This window comes from Lentzea cavernae, assembly GCF_014653695.1.
Lineage (GTDB): Bacteria > Actinomycetota > Actinomycetes > Mycobacteriales > Pseudonocardiaceae > Lentzea > Lentzea cavernae.
This window is the reverse complement of sequence record NZ_BNAR01000019.1, coordinates 68,625-85,873: the sequence shown is the minus strand read 5'-3', so window position 1 is coordinate 85,873 and position 17,249 is coordinate 68,625. Positions and strand designations below refer to the sequence as shown.

Genomic DNA, 17,249 nt, shown 5'->3' with positions numbered 1-17,249 from the left:
GTGAGGGCGGACGCGGCGCGCAATCGCGCGAAGGTGCTGGAAGCGGCACGGGAGCTGTTCGCGGAGCAGGGCTTCGAGGTGCCGCTGGACGAGATCGCGGCCCGCGCGGAGGTGGGGCCGGGAACGGTCTACCGCCACTTCCCGACGAAGCAGGCGCTGTTCCAGGCCGTCACCGAGGAACGGGTGGCCGCGATGATCGCCACGGCGGGCGAGCCGTCGAACGATCCGGGTGCGGCGCTGTTCGCGTTCCTCGGCCGGATGGCCGACGAGGCCGCGGTGAAGCGCGACCTGTCCGACGCGATCACCGTGCCGACCGAGCTGCGCAAGTCGATGCAGGCGGCGATCGGCACCCTGCTCACCGACGCCCAGCAGGCAGGAGCGGTGCGTGCGGACATCACGGCCGTGGACCTGGTCGCGTTGATGAAGGGACTCATGCAGAGCATGCAGGAAGGCGCGAATCCCCAGGTGTTGCTGGAGATCGTGCTGCGCGGCCTTCAGTCGAGCCGGAAGCCGTAGGGCAGTTCGAGGCGGTGGCGCGCCAGGAGCGCCGCGTCGGCGAGGATCTCGCGGGTCGGGCCGTCCGCCACGACCACGCCGTCGTCGACCAGCACGCTGCGGGGGCAGATCTGCAGCGCGAACGGCAGGTCGTGCGTGACCATGAGCATGGTGGGCGCCAACGAGAGCAGCAGTTCGGCGAGTTCGCGGCGGGCCACCGGTTCGAGGTTCGCCGAGGGCTCGTCCAGCACCAGGATCTCCGGCGCGCACGCCAGCACCGTGGCCAGCGCGACGCGACGGCGTTGACCGCCGGACAGGTGCAGCGGCGAGCGGTCCGCCACGGACTCCATCCCGACCGCGCTCAACGCCTTCCGCACGCGGGAGTCCACATCGGACATGCCGAAGTTGCGCGGCCCGAACGCGACGTCCTCGGCGACCGTCGGGCAGAACAGCTGGTCGTCGGGGTCCTGGAAGACCAGTCCGACCCGGCGGCGGATCTCGCGCAGGTTCTTCTTCGTCACGTCGAGCCCGGCGACCGAGATCGAACCGGAGCCGCCGGAGAGGACTCCGTTGAGGTGCAACGCGAAGGTGGTCTTGCCGGCGCCGTTGGGGCCGAGCACCGCGACGCGTTCGCCGCGCTCGACCCGCAGGTCGACGCCGAACAACGCCTGGTGCCCGTCCGGGTAGGCGAAGGCGAGCTTCGAGACCTCCAGCGCGGGCGCGGCAGCGACCTCGGCAACGACCGCCGCCGACCCTCCCGGGCTTCCCGTCCAGCCGCGCGACACCATCGCGAGGTGCACCCTCTCTCCGCGTTCGTAGGACCGGATGAACAACGTGCCGACCGACCGCGCCACCGCGCCCGCCTGCCACAGGAACCGCGGGTCGTCACCGCGTGAGATGCGGGCGACGCGCATGCGTTTCGCCTCTCCCACGACGACTTCGCCGTACCGGAGCATCAGCGTGGCGATCATGATGAGCGGTGCCGGCACGCGCAACGTCTGCAGGCCTCGCAGCAACTCCCCCGGCGCCGTCGTGGCGGCCAGGGTCAGGCTGATCAGGACGCCCAGGGTGCCCTTGGCGAGGATGTTCCAGCCCGCCAGCGAGCCCTCCACCGACACGGACAGGCCGAGGAAGTCGGTGCGCGGGTCCGTGCCGAAGATCGGCAGCAGGAACGCGAGCACCACGAACGGCGTCTCGATCACCGCGCGCTTCACGAACCACAGCGGGGGAACCCGCGCGACGAACCACACCGCGACGACCACCAGCAGGTAGACGCCGAACAGCGGGAACCACGTGCGGGGAGTGGCCACGACGCCCAGCACCGCCCCGAACGCCACGAGGATCTTCACGTGGGGCGCGAGGCGGTGCACCGGCGAGTCGCCGGCGTGGTGCAGGACGTCGTGGGCGCCGCTCACTGCGCGTCGGACTTCTTGCGCAGCACCCAGAACAGGCCGAACGACAGGGCCAGCACCACGACCACGCCGAGCACGCCCGCGAGGCCGGTGAACTTGTCGTCGCCGCCGAGCGCGTAGTCGGCGAACGTGCTGCCGGAGAACGGGTGCTCCTGCGCGTGCTCGGCGATGCCGGTGTCCTCGACGGTCTTGTCCAGGCCGTCCGGGTCGCCGGACGCGAAGTACGACAGCACTCCCGCGATCAGCAGCGACACGAACGCGAACCCGATGAAGAACTTCCTCACGACCGCACCTCCAGCGGCTTGGTGTTGCCCTTCAGCAGGTAGACGAGGTCGGGCCGGATCGACGCGACCGAGGTGACCGTGACGGCGGTGATCAGACCCTCGCCGATGCCGATCAGCGCGTGCAGGCCCCACATCAGCAGCGCGACCTTGCCGATCTCCACGCCACCCGCGCCGCCGATCGCGTACTCGACGATGAAGCCGGTGGCGGCGACCACGGTGTTGACGAACGCGGAGATGAACGCGACGGCCGCGAGACCGCCCTTGCCCTTCTCGGCGAACTTGCGCAAGGCGATGGCGACGACGAACCCGGTCGCCGTGCCGATCAACGCCATGTTCGTGACGTTCGCACCCAGCGCCGTCAGGCCGCCGTCCGCGAACAGCAGCGCCTGCACCACGAGCACGATCGTGACGCAGAGCGCGCCGACCCACGGACCGACCAGGATCGCGGCGAGCGCGCCGCCGAGCAGGTGCCCGGAGGCGCCGGGCAGGATCGGGAAGTTGATCATCTGGACGGCGAAGATGAACGTGGCCACCAGGCCCGCCATCGGCGCCGTGCGGTCGTCGAGGTCCGCACGGGCCTTGACCAACGCGAAGCCGACGCCCACCGCCGCTACGACGAGGAAGACGATCGACACCGGCGCGTTCAGGAGACCGTCGCTCATGTGCATGGCAACAGGTGACATGAGCCGAGACGCTAATTGCCATTCCCCCGCTGTGGCCAGGGTTGTGCAACAACATTTGGCTCACACATCTGTGTCAACGCTCAAGCACCGCGCTAGTCATCGGATGACTTCTCGGGTTAGATCCGTTCCGCCGCCGCCACGGCACGGAGGGACGAACAGTGACAGAGCTGTCGCGCAGAACCTTTCTGTACGGAACTGGCGCGGCCGTGGGGGCTTCCGCACTCAGCGCGGGCACCTCGGTCGCGGCACCGGCGATCCCCGAAACATCGGGTCACAACGTGCACCGGGACGTGGTCCGCGACGCCCGGATGGAATGGAGGCGGCTACCGGCGAATTGGGGCGATAGTCCCTTTCTCGCCAACGGTTTCCTCGGCGTGCAGGTCTACGCGGGCCGCACCGCGAACGAGCTGAAACTCATGTTGAGCCACTCCGAGGTGCAGGACCAGCGCGATCACTGGGAGGCCGCGGTCGGCCTGTCCCGGCTGCCGATCGGGTACCTGACCCTGCAGTTCGCCGGCGCGATCACCGCCGTCGACTGGACGCTCGACCTGTGGAACGCCGAGCTCACGGGCTCGGTGACGACGACTCAGGGCAGCGCCACGTTCACGATGCTCGTGCACAACTCGCGCAGCACGTTCCTCGCGTCGGTAAGAGGTGACGTGACCTGGGGTTTCCAGCCGCTGGAGTCGTCGACGACCCGGCAGATCCGCAGGCCGGCGGACTACACGGCCAACCCCGCGCCGACCCTGGGCACCGCCAACGGCGTCTCCTACGCCGCACAGCCGCTGCTCGCGGGCGGTGGCTACACAACGGCCTGGCAGACCCGCAACGGCCGTTTCGCGGCCCACGTGGCGTACACACACCCTGCGAACACGCATACGTCCGACGCGATCCGCGAGGTGCGTCAGGCGCTGGCGATCCCGTTCGAGGTCCTGACGCTGCAGCATCGTCGCTGGTGGAACGCCTACTTCGCGAAGTCGCTGGTCTCGGTGCCGGACAAGCTCGTGCAGCGCTTCTACTGGTTGCAGCTCTACAAGATGGCCGCGGCGACGCGCGCGGACGCGCCCGTCATCTCCGAGTGGGGCCCGTGGTTCCCCGAGCAGGGCAACAGCTGGACGGCCGTCTGGTGGAACCTCAACGTCCAGATCTCGTACCCGCTGGTCAACGGCTCGAACCACCACGAGCTCGACGCGGTGACGACGACGTTGAAGCGGTTCGAGCACAACCTCGAGCTCAACGTGAACCCGGCTTACCGCGACGGCAACTCGTACGCGATCTGCCACCCCGGCGACCGCACGCTGCGTTCGGGACCGCGCTACTGCGGCGTTCCGGGCGTCGCGCCGAACGACCATACGGGCAATCTTCTGTGGGCCTGCCACAACGTCTGGCTCGGCTACCGGCACACGATGGACAAGAAGATCCTCAAGGACGTCCTCTTCCCCATCCTGACGAAGGCGGTCAACTACTACGCGCGGTTCCTCGTCGAGGGAACCGACGGCAAGCTGCACCTGCCGGAGACACGCTCACCGGAGTACGCGAACGCCACGGACACGACGTACGACCTCTCGCTCATCCGCTGGGGCGTGCGCACGCTGCTGTCCATCGAGGAGAACGCCCGCTGGCGCGACATCGCGAACCGGCTCGTGCCGTACCACCTGGGTCCGGACGGCGCGTTGATCGGCAAGGACGTGGCGCTCAACGACTCGCACCGCCACTTCTCGCACATGCTGTGGTTCTACCCGCTGCGCGAACTGACGTACGACATGCCGGAGCACCGCGCCCTGATCGACAGGACGTTCGACCACTGGGTGTCACGTCAGCAGGCGTGGGCGGGCTACAGCTACGGCGCCGCCTCCGCGATGGCGTCGGCGATAGGCAGGCCCGAGGAGGCCCTGTCGTTCCTGCGCCACTTCCTCGACCGCAAGCCGGTCGGCACGAACGCCGTGCTCACCGAGAACACCTTCTACCGCGAGGGCGGCAACCTCGCGATCGAGTCGCCCCTGATGTCCGCTCAGGCCGTGCTGGAGATGATGGTCCAGTCGCACAACAACGTCGTACGCGTCTTCCCGTCTGTTTCGTCCACATGGGCCGATGCGTCCATCTCGTCGTTGCGCACGCAAGGAGCGTTCCTTGTGGACGCTTCGCGCTCCGCCGGACGCACCGACTGGGTCAAGATTCATTCCGAGGCGGGCTCGCCTTTGCTTCTGGAGCACGGAATAACGGGCGACATCGACGTCCGCGACACCTGGGGACGCCGCCTGGACCACAAAATTCGTGGCTCCGCCGTCGAAATCCCGCTTCGCCGAGGTCAGAGCGCCATCATCTCCCGCCGCGGCACACGCCCCGACGTCTCAGCACGTGATGTGAAAGCCAACGGCTCGTCTTCGCGCTGGGGTCTGCCGTAACGTCCAAATTCGAACATCAGGACGTGCGTGGCAACGAGTGGGGTGTGCGCGGTGGATCTTCAGCACTGGCTCAACGAGGCGCTGGCCAACCACGAGAAGTGGACGGCCGAGTACGGCGCCTTCACACCCCACTCGTCCCTGCAGGTCGACCCGGCCCTCTTCGGCTCGGCACTGGCCGAACTCCAGGACCGCCTCCGCGACAACTACCCGTTCTTCCACCCCCGCTACGCGGGCCAGATGCTCAAACCCCCGCACCCGGCAGCGGTCGTGGGCTACCTCTCGGCCATGCTGATCAACCCGAACAACCACGCCCTGGACGGCGGCCCCGCCACCGCGGCGATGGAACGCGAGGTCGTCTCCGACCTCGCCACCATGTTCGGCTACGACGACCAGCACCTCGGCCACCTCACCTCCAGCGGCACCATCGCGAACCTCGAAGCCCTCTTCGTAGCCCGCTCACTCCACCCGACCCGCGGCGTCGCCTACTCCTCCGAGGCGCACTACACCCACTCACGCATGTGCGGCGTCCTCAACATCGAGGGCCACCCCGTCCCCGTGGACGGCCTCGGCCGCATGGACCTCGACGCCCTGGAAGACCTCCTGAAGACCGGCAAGGTCGGCACAGTCGTGGTCACCCCGGGAACCACCGCTCTGGGCGCCATCGAACCGGTACACCTCGTGCTGGACGTAGCACGCCGCTACGACGCACGCGTGCACGTGGACGGCGCATACGGCGGCTTCTTCACCCTGCTCGCAGGCACAGACCTGGCCCCCGAACCCTGGCAGGCCATCGCACACTGCGACTCCGTGGTAGTCGACCCCCACAAACACGGCCTGCAACCCTACGGCTGCGGCGCAGTCCTCTTCCGAGACGCTTCAGTAGGCCGCTTCTACCTCCACGACTCCCCGTACACGTACTTCACGTCCGACGAGATGCACCTGGGCGAGATCAGCCTCGAATGCTCCCGAGCCGGCGCAGCGGCAGCAGGCCTCTGGCTGACCCTCCGCCTACTCCCCCTGACCCGCGAAGGCCTGGGCGAAGTCCTGGCAGCCGGAAGGCGAACGGCCGTCCGCTGGGCCTCGATGATCCGCGATTCCGACTCCCTGGAGCTCTACCAGGAGCCCGAACTGGACATCGTCACGTACTTCCCGCGCACGACCCCGCTGACGCTCTCCGCGATCGACACCGCCTCGCACCGCGTGATGGACACCGGCATGAACGCCCCCGTAGACCCGATCTTCCTGAGCGTGGCAAGGGCCTCGAAGTCGGCCTTCGCAGCCAGGCACCCCGAGGTCACCGCTGACGCGGACGGCGCACGGGTGCTCCGCAGCGTGCTGATGAAGCCGGAGTCCGAGGACTACCTCGACACGCTCCACGCACGGGTACTAAGCCTGCTCTGACCAGCCAAAACAGGCGAAGCCGAAGGCAAGCCACCAGCCGCCAGCGGCAATGGCGAAGCCGAGGCGTCCCTCCCGAACCACAAGGCCAACGGCGAAGCCGAGGCACCCAGGCCGCCAACGGCAATGGCGAAGCCGAGGCGTGTGAACCTCTACCGCCCTAGTAAGCGTATGAGGTGACGTGCCGTGTCAACGCAACCAAGCACGCATGCGATTGGGGCTTGACTTTGGGTGCGAGACGCTACCCTCTCACGCTCGGCCGGGCGCTTTTCAGCCCGGCTTTTACCGGCCGACCAGCGTCTCGCAAGGGCCCCGAAGTCAAGCCCCAATCGCAGTCGTCGCGCAGCGGCGACAAAACGACCCGTCCGTCACGACCCAACGCAACCACCAACGCAAGGCGACGAACCGCCAAGCAACGCGACCACCCCCGCTGGAACCGGCACCAACCCACCCAAGCCGACCCGCACGATCCCAACACGATCCGAGCACCAACACCCCAGGTCAGGCCCAGCCCCTCTGACCAACCAGACCAAAAAACAACGCCGAAATGGGCGACCCACCCACGTGAGTCGCCCAACATGACGCAGCCTCAGCCGTGCTTGGCCCGCCGACCGGACCGCCGAGGCGGCAGCACCGTGTCCCCGCGCAGATCCAGCCGCCGCTGCTCCCCGTTGGCCTCGAGATGCGTCACCATCCGGCGCAACATCTCAGCCAGCGACTGAGCCTCAGACGACTCCAGCGGATCCGAGACGAACACCTCTTCCTCGTTGAACTTGGGGAAGAGGTCGGCCATCAGTTCTTCACCCTCGGGGGTGAGCCGCAGAACCGCCAGCCGCCCGTCGGTCGGGTGCCCGAGACGCTCCAGGAGCCCCCGCGACTGCAGCGTCTTGGCGACGCCCGTCAGGGTCCCCTTGGAGATCCCGGCCTCCTCGGCCACGTAGCGCGTCTCCATCTCGCCCCAGATCCACACGACCCAGAGCACGACGAAGCCGGTCCAGGTCAGATCGCTGGTGCGCAGCACCGAGTTCTCGAGGTGCTGGCGGATCGCGGTGGCGGCGCGGTGGATGTTCGACACCGCCGCCATCTGCTCGCGATGCAGCGGCACCGCGCCGAGCTTGGCCTGGACGGCTTTCTCGGTCTCGGCAATCGTGTGGTGACCAGACAACTCAAAGTCTCCCGTGCTCGAGCTCAGGTGTTCCCGGCACAATACTTGCGGTTCCGAACTATGTCTGTGATGTGGTGCGAGTCGATCCGCAACCTCTTTGATCACGATCCCACATCGTGCATGATCTCGTGACGGTCGTCACCCGTCCAGTTACGGACTGTTGCCCCGTGGTGGACGATGAGTGTGGAGCCCCGACGGGGACCAATGGTGGTCTTTGCTCCACGGACGGGTCGATAGCGTTTTCCCCTCGACGTTATCCCCTCCGCGCCAGCGACACACTGTGCCGGAAAGGTAGTTCGACGTGGTCGGTGAACAGGTGACACGGGAGCTCGCGTCGAGACTCGGCGAGGACGGGATCGACGTGGTGCGCGTCGTCTTCCCGGACCTCCTCGGCACCGACCGGGGCCGCGACGTGCTGGTAGAGCACCTACCTGCGGTTACGCAGCGGGGACTGTCGTTCTGCCGGGCCGTGTACAGCACGACGCCGGGCGGCAAGACCACCGAGAACGGGGGTGTGCTCGACGCCGGGCTGCCCGACGTGATCGTGGTCCCCGACCTCGACACACTGCTCCCGATCCCGTGGGAGCCGGGCGTGGCGTGGTGCATCGGCGACGCGGTGAGCCCCGCCGACGAAAGACCTGTCGACGAGTCGCCGCGGCAGGTGCTGCGCCGGGCGCTGGAGATATTCGAGACCACCGGGCTCTCGCCGGTCATCGGGCCCGAGCTGGAATATTTTCTCTGCGAACCGGACGAAGATCGCCCGAACGGGTGGCGGCCTTACTGCGACGAGCCCGGCAACGTGTACGCGACCGGCCGCCGGGGTGATTCAGACGGTCATCTGTTGAGAACTCTTCGCACGCTCAGCAGCGCGGGGCTGCAGACGACCGGCGGCAACCACGAGTACGCCGGTGGGCAGTTCGAGATCAACCTCGTGCATTCGCCCGCGATGGACGCGGCCGACCGCGCGTTCCGGTTCAAGACGAGCGTCAAGGAGCTCGCGAGGCGGGAGGGCCGGCTCGCGACGTTCATGGCCAAACCATTCAACGACGGCGGCGGCAGCGGGTTCCACCTGCACCTGTCGTGCCACGAGAAGGACGGGCGCAACGCGTTCCAGGGCTCGGGCACGTCGAGCGGCCTGTCGGACGAGGCGCGCTGGGCCATCGGCGGCATCCTCAAGCACGCCCCGGCGCTGGCCGCGCTGCTCAACCCCACGGTCAACTCCTACAAGCGGTTCGGGCCGGACTCGCTCGCGCCGTGGCTGATCGACTGGGGTCTCGACAACCGCAGCGCGATGCTCCGGGTGCCGGCCGAGCGCGGCGAGACCACCCGGCTCGAACTGCGGCTCGGGGACGCGAGCGCGAACCCCTACCTCGGCATCGCGGGCCTCATCGCGGCCACCTACCTGGGCATCCGCGACCAGATCGAGCCGCCGCGGCCGTCCGCCGGGTACGGCTACGACCCGTCCAAGGCCCCGACGCTGCCCGCCACGCTGCCGGACGCCCTCGCCTACCTGGAGGAGGACACGGCGATGGTCGACGTGCTGGGCAAGGACTTCGTGCGGTCCTATGTGGACTTCAAGTGGGAGGAGGTGGCCCGGTTCCAGCGGTTCGTGACCGACTGGGAGTTCACCGAATACGCGTACCACCTATAGTTCACCTGCGATGACTGCACTCACGGACCGGCTCACCTCGATCGCCGACGAAGACGAACTGTTCGACGCTTTCTCCCACTGGGCGACCGAGCGCGGCCTGGCGCTGTACCCGGCGCAGGAGGAGGCGGTCATCGAGCTCGTCTCGGGGGCCAACGTCATCCTCAGCACCCCCACGGGGTCGGGCAAGAGCCTGGTGGCCATCGGCGCCCACCTGGTCGCGATGGCGGCCAACCAGCGCAGCTTCTACACCGCGCCGATCAAGGCCCTGGTCTCGGAGAAGTTCTTCGCGCTGTGCGAGGTGTTCGGGCCGGAGAACGTCGGCATGATGACCGGCGACGCCAGCGTCAACGACCAGGCGCCCATCATCTGCTGCACCGCGGAGATCCTCGCGAACATCGCCCTGCGCGACGGCGCCACGGCCGACGTCGGCCAGGTCGTGATGGACGAGTTCCACTTCTACAGCGAGCCCGACCGCGGCTGGGCCTGGCAGGTGCCGATCGTCGAGCTGCCGCAGGCCCAGTTCCTGCTCATGTCGGCGACGCTGGGCGACGTCTCGTTCTTCGAGAAGGACCTGACGCGCCGCACCGGCAGGCCGACGGCGGTGGTCCGCTCGGTGCAGCGCCCGGTGCCGTTGAACTTCCAGTACGTCTCCACGCCGTTGCACGAGACGATCGAAGACCTGCTCCACGGCCGTGAGGCGCCGATCTACGTCGTGCACTTCACGCAGGCCGCCGCGCTGGAGCGCGCGCAGTCGCTGATGAGCGTCAACGTCGCGACGAAGCCGGAGAAGGAGGCCATCGCGGCGAAGATGGGCAACTTCCGGTTCTCGTCGGGGTTCGGCAAGACGCTCTCCCGGCTGGTCCGGCACGGCATCGGCGTGCACCACGCCGGCATGCTGCCCAAGTACCGCCGCCTGGTCGAACAGCTCGCGCAGGCGGGTCTGATGAAGGTCATCTGCGGCACGGACACCCTCGGCGTCGGCATCAACGTGCCGATCCGCACGGTCGTGTTCACGGCCCTCTCGAAGTACGACGGCACGCGCACGCGCATCCTCAAGGCGCGTGAGTTCCACCAGATCGCCGGACGGGCGGGCCGCGCCGGTTACGACACCGTCGGCACGGTCGTCGTGCAGGCGCCCGAGCACGAGGTCGAGAACATCAAGGCGCTCGCCAAGGCGGGCGACGACCCGAAGAAGCGCCGCAAGGTCGTGCGCAAGAAGGCCCCCGACGGGTTCGTGTCGTGGAGCGAGTCGACGTTCGAACGACTCGTCGGCGCGGAGCCCGAACCGCTGACCTCGAGCTTCCAGGTCTCGCACGCCATGCTGCTCAACGTCATCGGCCGCCCGGCCGGTGGCGCGTTCCAGGCGATGCGGCACCTGCTCGAGGACAACCACGAGGACCGCCCGAAGCAGCTCAAGCACATCCGCCGCGCCCTCGCGATGTACCGGGCACTGGTCGCGGCCGGTGTCGTGGAACGCGACGGCGACGACTTCCGCCTCACCGTCGACCTCCAGTTCAACTTCGCGCTGAACCAGCCGCTGTCACCGTTCGCGCTGGCCGCCGTCGAACTGCTCGACCGCGAGGCGCCCGGCTACGAGCTCGACGTGCTGTCGGTGATCGAGTCGATCCTGGACGACCCGAGGCAGATCCTGGGCGCGCAGGAGCACAAGGCGCGCGGCGAGGCCATCGGCGCGATGAAGGCCGACGGCATCGAGTACGACCAGCGCATGGAGCTGCTGGACGAGGTCACGTACCCGAAGCCGCTCAGCGAACTGCTCGAGGCCGCGTTCCTCACCTACCGCCGCGGCCACCCGTGGGTCGGCGACTACCACCTGTCCCCCAAGGCCGTCGTGCGCGACATGTACGAGCGCGCGATGACGTTCACGGAGTACGTGGCGTTCTACGGCCTGGCGCGCTCCGAGGGCCTCGTGCTGCGCTACCTGGCCGACGCCTACAAGGCGCTGTCGCAGACGGTGCCGGACGAGGCGAAGACCGAGGAGCTCAACGACCTGATCTCGTGGCTGGGCGAGCTCGTCCGCCAGGTCGACTCGTCGCTGATCGACGAGTGGGAGAAGCTCACCAACCCGGACGCACCGGTCGAGGAGGTCCGCGTCGACCTCCCGCCCGCCGTCACCCGCAACGTCCGAGCGTTCCGCGTCCTGGTCCGCAACGCGCTGTTCCGCCGCGTGGAGCTGGCCGCGAAGCGCGACTGGTACTCCCTGGGCGAGCTCGACCACGAGTCCGGCTGGACGGCCAAGGAGTGGATGGACGCCCTCGACCCGTACTTCGAGGAGCACTCGCACATCGGCGCGGGCCCGAACGCGCGCGGCCCGGCGTTCCTGATCATCAACGTCGAGCGCGAGCGCTGGGTGTGCCGGCAGATCTTCGAGGACCCGGCCGGGGACAAGGACTGGGGCTTCAACGCCGAGGTCGACCTGGCGGCGTCCGACGAACTGGGCGAGGCGGTCGTGACGATCACGGACGTCGGCCGCCTCTGAGCGCCGCCGTCCCGCACCGCGAGGCACCGCACGCGATCCCCTCGGATCGGCTCGACGACGAAGTCACCTGATCGTCGTATCAAGCCGGGACCGGCGAACGCCCCAGTTGAGACGCCCTGTGCGATCGATTGACCGGTCGCCGGTCCTGGGGCAACATCAGGGCGCTGGACTGCAGCGGAAATGTCTGACGCGGTCCGACTGGAGGAGTGAAGTGGACCCGGCACTGGACGCCTTGCGCGACCGGCTGGCAGAGATCGTCGCGTCGCCGCCGGACAACACCGAGGAGCTCGTGGACGCGCTGAGCGGTCTCGCCAAGCTCTCGAACCAGTGGTCGGAGGCGATCCAGGCGCTGCGCGCGCCTACCCGCAGACTCGTCGGCCCGGCCGCCGCCGCCTCCGTGAGCGTCGCCGCCCGGCGGGCGGAGGAGTCGTTCATCGAGCTGGAGATCACGCTCGGTGACGCGCTGGCCGCCCAGCCTCGGGCGATCCGGCAGTCCTGACACCCGATCGGAGGGTTCCGGCACGTCGCCCACCTGGCGGATGATGCGGCCGAACGGGTTCACGGGGTGGGGAGGGGTGCTCGCTGTGCACACGCCCCGCAACCGGACCCCCGCCACGGGTCACCCTCCGTGAGGGGGCATGATCGCGTATCCGACGCCCTCGGCTCACCTGGCGCGCGATGACCGAGCGTGGTCCAATCGCGCCACGTGAGGATCGGCCGTACACAGTTTGGACTCGATCTCGAATGACCTCAGGTCTGCCCTGCCCCATCTGCGAGGGGCCGGATCGACGTGGCAGCCTCGAGCGCTCTCTGCGGGTGCTCGCCGTCGACGACGAGGCACCGGCGCTGGAAGACCTCACTTATCTGTTGCGCTCCGATCCGCGCATCGCCCACGTGGAAGCGGTCACCGACGCGACCAAGGCGCTGCGGGTGCTGCACCGCGCGATGGACGCCGGTCAGCCGTTGGACGCCGTGTTCCTCGACATCCGCATGCCTGGGCTCGACGGGCTCGACCTCGCCCGCGTGCTGTCGCGGTTCGCGCAGCCGCCGCCCGTCGTGTTCGTGACGGCGCACCAGCAGCCCGCTGTGGAGGCGTTCGAGCTCAAGGCACTCGACTACCTGCTCAAGCCCGTACGCCAGGAGCGGCTCGCCGAGTCCGTGCACCGCATCGTGCACGAGGTCTGGGACTCGAAGACCGCCACCGAACCCACCACCCCGGCCCCCGCGCCGCCCTCGAACTCCACGCCGCCGGAGATGGGGGACGAGGTCATCCCCGTCGAGCTCGGCGGCGTCACGCGGTTCATCCGCCTCGCCGACATCCGGTACGTGGAGGCGCACGGCGACTACGCCCGCCTGCACACCGCGACCGGCAGCGGTCTCGTCCGCGCCGCGCTGAACGGTCTCGAGGAACGTTGGCGCAGCGCCGGTTTCGTCCGCATCCACCGCAGCCACCTGGTGTCGCTCGGCCACATCGACGAGCTGCGCCTGGAGGAGGGGCACCTGAGCGTCACGATCGGCGGCGCGGTGCTGCCGGTCAGCCGCCGGCACGCGCGGCACCTGCGGCAGCTGCTCGTCCGCCGTGCGCGGCCCACGCCCGTCAACGGTGCTGTGCAACCGAGGAACGGTCTCGGGTCGTGACGACGCCGCCACCTCCCAGGCCGGACCCCAAGCCGACCCAGCGCGTGGTGGTGACGAGCCCGCGCACGCGGGCGCCCCGTGCGCGCCGGCCGTACTCGGGCACGCGGGAGATCAACGAGCAGAGCGAGCTCGGCGCCGTGTACATGCGCACGCTGATCCGGGCGCAACGGCGGCTGGGCCTGTCGGTGTGCCTGGTGACGTGCGGCGCGCTCGGCCTGCTGCCGCTGCTGTTCGCGATCGAACCCGACCTGGGCAAGTTCCGGATCCTCGGGCTCGGGCTGCCGTGGTTCCTGCTGTGCGTGGCGACGTTCCCGATGCTGCTGCTGGCCGGGTGGTTCTACGTGCGGCAGGCGGAGCGCAGTGAGCGCGAGTTCGCGGAGCTGGTCGAACGTCCATGACCAGTGGTTACGCCATCGTGGCGGTGGTGGTCGTCGCACTGGGCACGATCCTCGTCGGCACCTACGGGCTCCGCGTCTCGCGCACCACGTCCGACTTCTACGTCGCCTCGCGCACCGTCTCGCCGTGGTGGAACGCGTCCGCGATCGGCGGCGAGTACCTGTCGGCGGCGTCGTTCGTCGGCATCGCCGGGCTGATCTTCGCCTACGGGCCGGACATGCTGTGGTTCCCGGTCGGCTACACCGCCGGGTACCTGGTGCTGCTGACGATGGTCGCGGCGCCGTTGCGGCGGTCCGGGGCCTACACGCTGCCGGACTTCGCCGAGGCCCGCTTCCGTTCACGGGGTGTGCGCGCGGTCGCGTCGATCCTGGCGCTGGCGATCGGCTGGCTGTACCTGTTGCCCCAGCTGGAAGGCGCGGGCCTGACGCTGAACACGGTGACGGGCGCGCCGGACTGGGTGGGCGCGCTGATCGTCACGGCGGTCGTGACGGCGAACGTGATGTCCGGCGGGATGCGGTCGATCACGTTCGTGCAAGCGTTCCAGTACTGGCTCAAGCTCACCGCGATCACCGTGCCGATCCTGTTCCTGGTCGTCGTGTGGCAGGTGCACGGCGCCAGCTCGCTGACCGAGCCGGAGTTCCCGGCGTTCCGGCAGGACACCGAGGTCTCGTTCCAGCGGCAGACCACGATCCACGTCGAGGAGTCCGTGCTCGTCAGGGGCACCGGCGAGGTCGACGGCGTGCGCGTCGGGGACTCGGGCCTCGTGCTGACCGAGGGCTACCACCGCATCGTGCAGGGCTCGGAGCTCACGTTCCCCAAGGACGCACCGGTCCCCCATCTGTCCACAATGGCGCACAACACCAACGAGATGTGGTCGCTGCCGATGTCGAGCGGCGCCGACTTCCCGTTGTACGGCGCGTATTCGCTCATCATCGCCACGTTCCTGGGCACCATGGGCCTGCCGCACGTGATCGTGCGCTTCTACACCAACCCCAACGGCACCGCGGCGCGCCGCACGACGTTGATCGTGCTCGGCCTGCTGTCGTTCTTCTACCTGATGCCCCCGATCTACGGCGCTCTCGGCCGCGTCTACACACCCGAGCTGCTGATGACCGGTCAGACCGACGCCGTGGTGCTCGTGCTGCCGACGCGGATGATCGACGGCATCGGCGGTGAGCTGCTCGGCGCCCTGGTGGCGGGCGGTGCGTTCGCGGCGTTCCTGTCCACCTCGTCGGGCCTGGTGGTGTCGCTCGCGGGCGTGCTCTCGCAGGACGTGCTGCGGCTGGGCGGTGTGCGCGGGTTCCGGATCTCCACGGTGCTGGCGGGCCTCGTGCCGCTGGCGATGACGTTCGTCTCCACCGGCATGCCGGTCGCGGACATGGTCGGCCTCGCGTTCGCCGTCGCCGCGTCGTCGCTGTGCCCGTTGCTGATGCTGGGGATCTGGTCGAGCCGCATCACGACGGTCGGCGCCATCGCCGGCATGCTCGCGGGCGGTGTGCCGGCCCTGACCGCGGGTCTCGTCACGATGTTCACCGACACCGGCGACGCCTGGTACGAGGTACTGCTCTCCCGCCCCGCCGCGTGGACGGTCCCGCTCGGCTTCAGCGTGATGTACGTCGTCTCGCTGCTCACCCAGCGGCACGTGCCACCGGGCGTGCAGCGCACGATGGTCAAGCTCCACGCGCCCGAGAACCTCGGGCTGGACGGCTCCGGCCCCTCGTCGGCCGACGAGCGAAGCTGAGAAGGACGCGCCGATGCAAGACTTCCTCACCGCAGCCGCGATCCTCGTCGTGGGTGGAGCGGCCGTCCTCGTCCTGTGGCGAGGCACGCGCAACAAGCACCAGCTCTCCACCGAGGCCCAGCGCGTCACCTACGAGACGCTGCACACGGCTTGGTCCGCCGCTCCCCCGCTGCGCGCGGGCCTCGTCCCCGACGCGGCGAAGAAGTCGGCCCGGCACCTGCGCACGCTGCTGGACACCCCTGCCCTCGCCCTGACCGACGAGACCGAGGTCGTGGCCTGGGAGGGCGTCTCCGACCACCACGCGGCCGACGCCATGACCCAGGCCGAGGACGTCTTCCTGACGGGCCGCACCCAGGCCTTCGACATCGGCTGCTCCGAACCGAACTGCCCGATCAACTGCGCGGTGGTGGCCCCCCTGACGGTCGAGGGCCGCGTGGTGGGCACCCTCGCCGCCTACTCCCGCGAGGCCTCCGCGGGCCTCGTCCGCGCCACGAACCAGGTGGCCCGCTGGGCCGCGGGCCAACTGGAACTGGCCGAACTGGACCGCTCGCGCACCCGCCTCGTCGAAGCCGAGGTCCGCGCCCTGCGAGCCCAGATCTCCCCGCACTTCATCTACAACTCGCTGTCCGCCATCGCCTCCTACGTCCGCACGAACCCGGAACGCGCCCGCACCCTGCTCCTGGACTTCGCGGACTTCACCCGCTACTCCTTCCGCCGCCACGGCGACTTCACCACCCTCGCCGAGGAGCTCCGCTCGATCGACCAGTACCTGGCCCTGGAACGTGCCCGCTTCGGCGAACGCCTGAAGGTCACCCTCCAGGTAGCGCCCGAGGTGCTCCCGGTGACCGTCCCGTTCCTCTGCCTCCAGCCCTTGGTGGAGAACGCCGTCCGCCACGGCATGGAGGGCAAGGTGGAGCCAGGCCACATCCAGATCTACGCCGACGACGGCGGCGCCGAGGCCCACATCACCATCGAGGACGACGGCATCGGCATGGACCCCGAAAAACTCCGCCGCACCCTGGCCGGCCAGGTCGACGAGTCGGCAGGCATCGGCCTCGGCAACATCGACGAGCGACTCCGCCGGGTGTACGGCGACGAGTACGGCCTGGTCGTGGAGACGGCGTGCGGCCTGGGCACGAAGATCACCGTGCGGGTGCCGAAGTACCACGCGGGGATCAGCGACATGTGAGACCGCCCGCCCGCTGGACGACGCGCAAGGGCTGGACTGTGGGGGCGGGCTGGCTGAGCGGGCCAAGCAGGAGCGGGCCAGATAGGGCTGGCGGGGCCGGGAGGGCGTGCGGGGAGAGCTTGGCGGGGCAGGCGAGACGCGGCGGGCGCAGCTAGGTGGCGCGCAGGGCAGAGCAGGCCGAGCCGCCGAGCACCAACCGCAATGGCGAAGCCGAGGCGTCCCTCCCGAACGACAAGGCCAACGGCGAAGCCGAGGCACCTGGCCGCCAACGGCAATGGCGAAGCCGAGGCGTGTG

At 69.0% G+C, this 17,249-nt stretch carries 14 protein-coding genes and 1 pseudogene; 10 read left to right on the top strand and 5 right to left on the bottom strand.

Annotated elements, in window-relative coordinates; all coding sequences use genetic code 11:
- The gene (locus IE307_RS39345; protein WP_229905518.1) at window positions 1-516 is read left to right on the top strand and encodes a TetR/AcrR family transcriptional regulator; all 516 of its coding nucleotides are present in this window, start codon (window positions 1-3) and stop codon (window positions 514-516) included.
- On the opposite strand, the gene IE307_RS47140 is transcribed toward IE307_RS39345, so the two are convergent.
- The 4 genes and pseudogenes from IE307_RS47140 to IE307_RS39330 form a co-directional block, all read right to left on the bottom strand.
- Entirely contained in the window at window positions 495-1,283 is a 789-nt protein-coding gene (locus IE307_RS47140) for an energy-coupling factor ABC transporter ATP-binding protein (RefSeq protein ID WP_229905527.1), read from the bottom strand. The genes IE307_RS39345 and IE307_RS47140 overlap by 22 nt on opposite strands.
- A pseudogene (cbiQ, locus tag IE307_RS47135) lies at window positions 1,272-1,865 on the bottom strand (cobalt ECF transporter T component CbiQ); the annotation flags it as partial. The gene IE307_RS47140 and the pseudogene cbiQ, both read right to left, overlap by 12 nt.
- 41 nt (window positions 1,866-1,906) lie before the next feature.
- Window positions 1,907-2,191 (bottom strand): PDGLE domain-containing protein, encoded by a 285-nt coding sequence (locus IE307_RS39335; protein WP_191304564.1) that lies wholly within the window; start codon window positions 2,189-2,191, stop codon window positions 1,907-1,909.
- A complete protein-coding gene (locus IE307_RS39330) occupies window positions 2,188-2,874 on the bottom strand; it encodes an energy-coupling factor ABC transporter permease (RefSeq protein WP_191304563.1) in 687 nt (228 codons plus the stop codon). Before IE307_RS39330 ends, IE307_RS39335 begins: the two co-directional genes overlap by 4 nt.
- 206 nt (window positions 2,875-3,080) lie before the next feature.
- Between IE307_RS39330 and IE307_RS39325 the strand changes: the two genes are divergently transcribed.
- A complete protein-coding gene (locus IE307_RS39325; RefSeq protein WP_229905517.1) occupies window positions 3,081-5,279 on the top strand; it encodes a glycosyl hydrolase family 95 catalytic domain-containing protein in 2,199 nt (732 codons plus the stop codon).
- Window positions 5,280-5,330: 51 nt separating this feature from the next.
- Window positions 5,331-6,680, top strand: coding sequence for a pyridoxal phosphate-dependent decarboxylase family protein (locus IE307_RS39320; RefSeq protein WP_191304561.1), 1,350 nt, complete (start codon window positions 5,331-5,333; stop codon window positions 6,678-6,680).
- Window positions 6,681-7,266: 586 nt separating this feature from the next.
- Here the strand turns inward: IE307_RS39320 and IE307_RS39315 are convergent.
- Complete coding sequence (locus IE307_RS39315) at window positions 7,267-7,947, bottom strand: MarR family winged helix-turn-helix transcriptional regulator (protein ID WP_229905516.1); 681 nt, start codon at window positions 7,945-7,947, stop codon at window positions 7,267-7,269.
- 196 nt (window positions 7,948-8,143) lie between these two features.
- Here IE307_RS39315 and IE307_RS39310 point away from each other — a divergent pair, with 196 nt between their 5' ends.
- From IE307_RS39310 to IE307_RS39280, 7 genes are all read left to right on the top strand, one after another.
- Window positions 8,144-9,493, top strand: a complete 1,350-nt coding sequence (locus IE307_RS39310; protein WP_191304560.1) for a glutamine synthetase family protein — start codon at window positions 8,144-8,146, stop codon at window positions 9,491-9,493.
- Between the two features lie 10 nt (window positions 9,494-9,503).
- On the top strand, window positions 9,504-11,990 hold the full coding sequence (locus tag IE307_RS39305; RefSeq protein ID WP_191304559.1) for a DEAD/DEAH box helicase: 2,487 nt from the start codon (window positions 9,504-9,506) through the stop codon (window positions 11,988-11,990).
- 211 nt (window positions 11,991-12,201) lie between these two features.
- Entirely contained in the window at window positions 12,202-12,489 is a 288-nt protein-coding gene (locus IE307_RS39300) for a hypothetical protein (RefSeq protein WP_191304558.1), read from the top strand.
- Window positions 12,490-12,734: 245 nt separating this feature from the next.
- Window positions 12,735-13,628, top strand: a complete 894-nt coding sequence (locus tag IE307_RS39295; RefSeq protein ID WP_191304557.1) for a LytR/AlgR family response regulator transcription factor — start codon at window positions 12,735-12,737, stop codon at window positions 13,626-13,628.
- On the top strand, window positions 13,625-14,026 hold the full coding sequence (locus IE307_RS39290; protein WP_191304556.1) for a DUF485 domain-containing protein: 402 nt from the start codon (window positions 13,625-13,627) through the stop codon (window positions 14,024-14,026). Before IE307_RS39295 ends, IE307_RS39290 begins: the two co-directional genes overlap by 4 nt.
- On the top strand, window positions 14,023-15,765 hold the full coding sequence (locus IE307_RS39285) for a sodium/solute symporter (RefSeq protein WP_191304555.1): 1,743 nt from the start codon (window positions 14,023-14,025) through the stop codon (window positions 15,763-15,765). Before IE307_RS39290 ends, IE307_RS39285 begins: the two co-directional genes overlap by 4 nt.
- A 13-nt stretch (window positions 15,766-15,778) precedes the next feature.
- Entirely contained in the window at window positions 15,779-16,954 is a 1,176-nt protein-coding gene (locus tag IE307_RS39280; RefSeq protein WP_191304554.1) for a sensor histidine kinase, read from the top strand.
- The last annotated feature ends 295 nt before the right edge of the window (window positions 16,955-17,249 follow it).

Coding starts and splice junctions, on each gene's coding strand:
- IE307_RS47140 (WP_229905527.1), bottom strand. CDS start 1,283: ATGGTGTCGCGCGGCTGGACGGGAAGCCCGGGAGGGTCGGCGGCGGTC.
- IE307_RS39330 (WP_191304563.1), bottom strand. CDS start 2,874: ATGTCACCTGTTGCCATGCACATGAGCGACGGTCTCCTGAACGCGCCG.
- IE307_RS39305 (WP_191304559.1), top strand. CDS start 9,504: ATGACTGCACTCACGGACCGGCTCACCTCGATCGCCGACGAAGACGAA.
- IE307_RS39295 (WP_191304557.1), top strand. CDS start 12,735: ATGACCTCAGGTCTGCCCTGCCCCATCTGCGAGGGGCCGGATCGACGT.
- IE307_RS39285 (WP_191304555.1), top strand. CDS start 14,023: ATGACCAGTGGTTACGCCATCGTGGCGGTGGTGGTCGTCGCACTGGGC.
- IE307_RS39280 (WP_191304554.1), top strand. CDS start 15,779: ATGCAAGACTTCCTCACCGCAGCCGCGATCCTCGTCGTGGGTGGAGCG.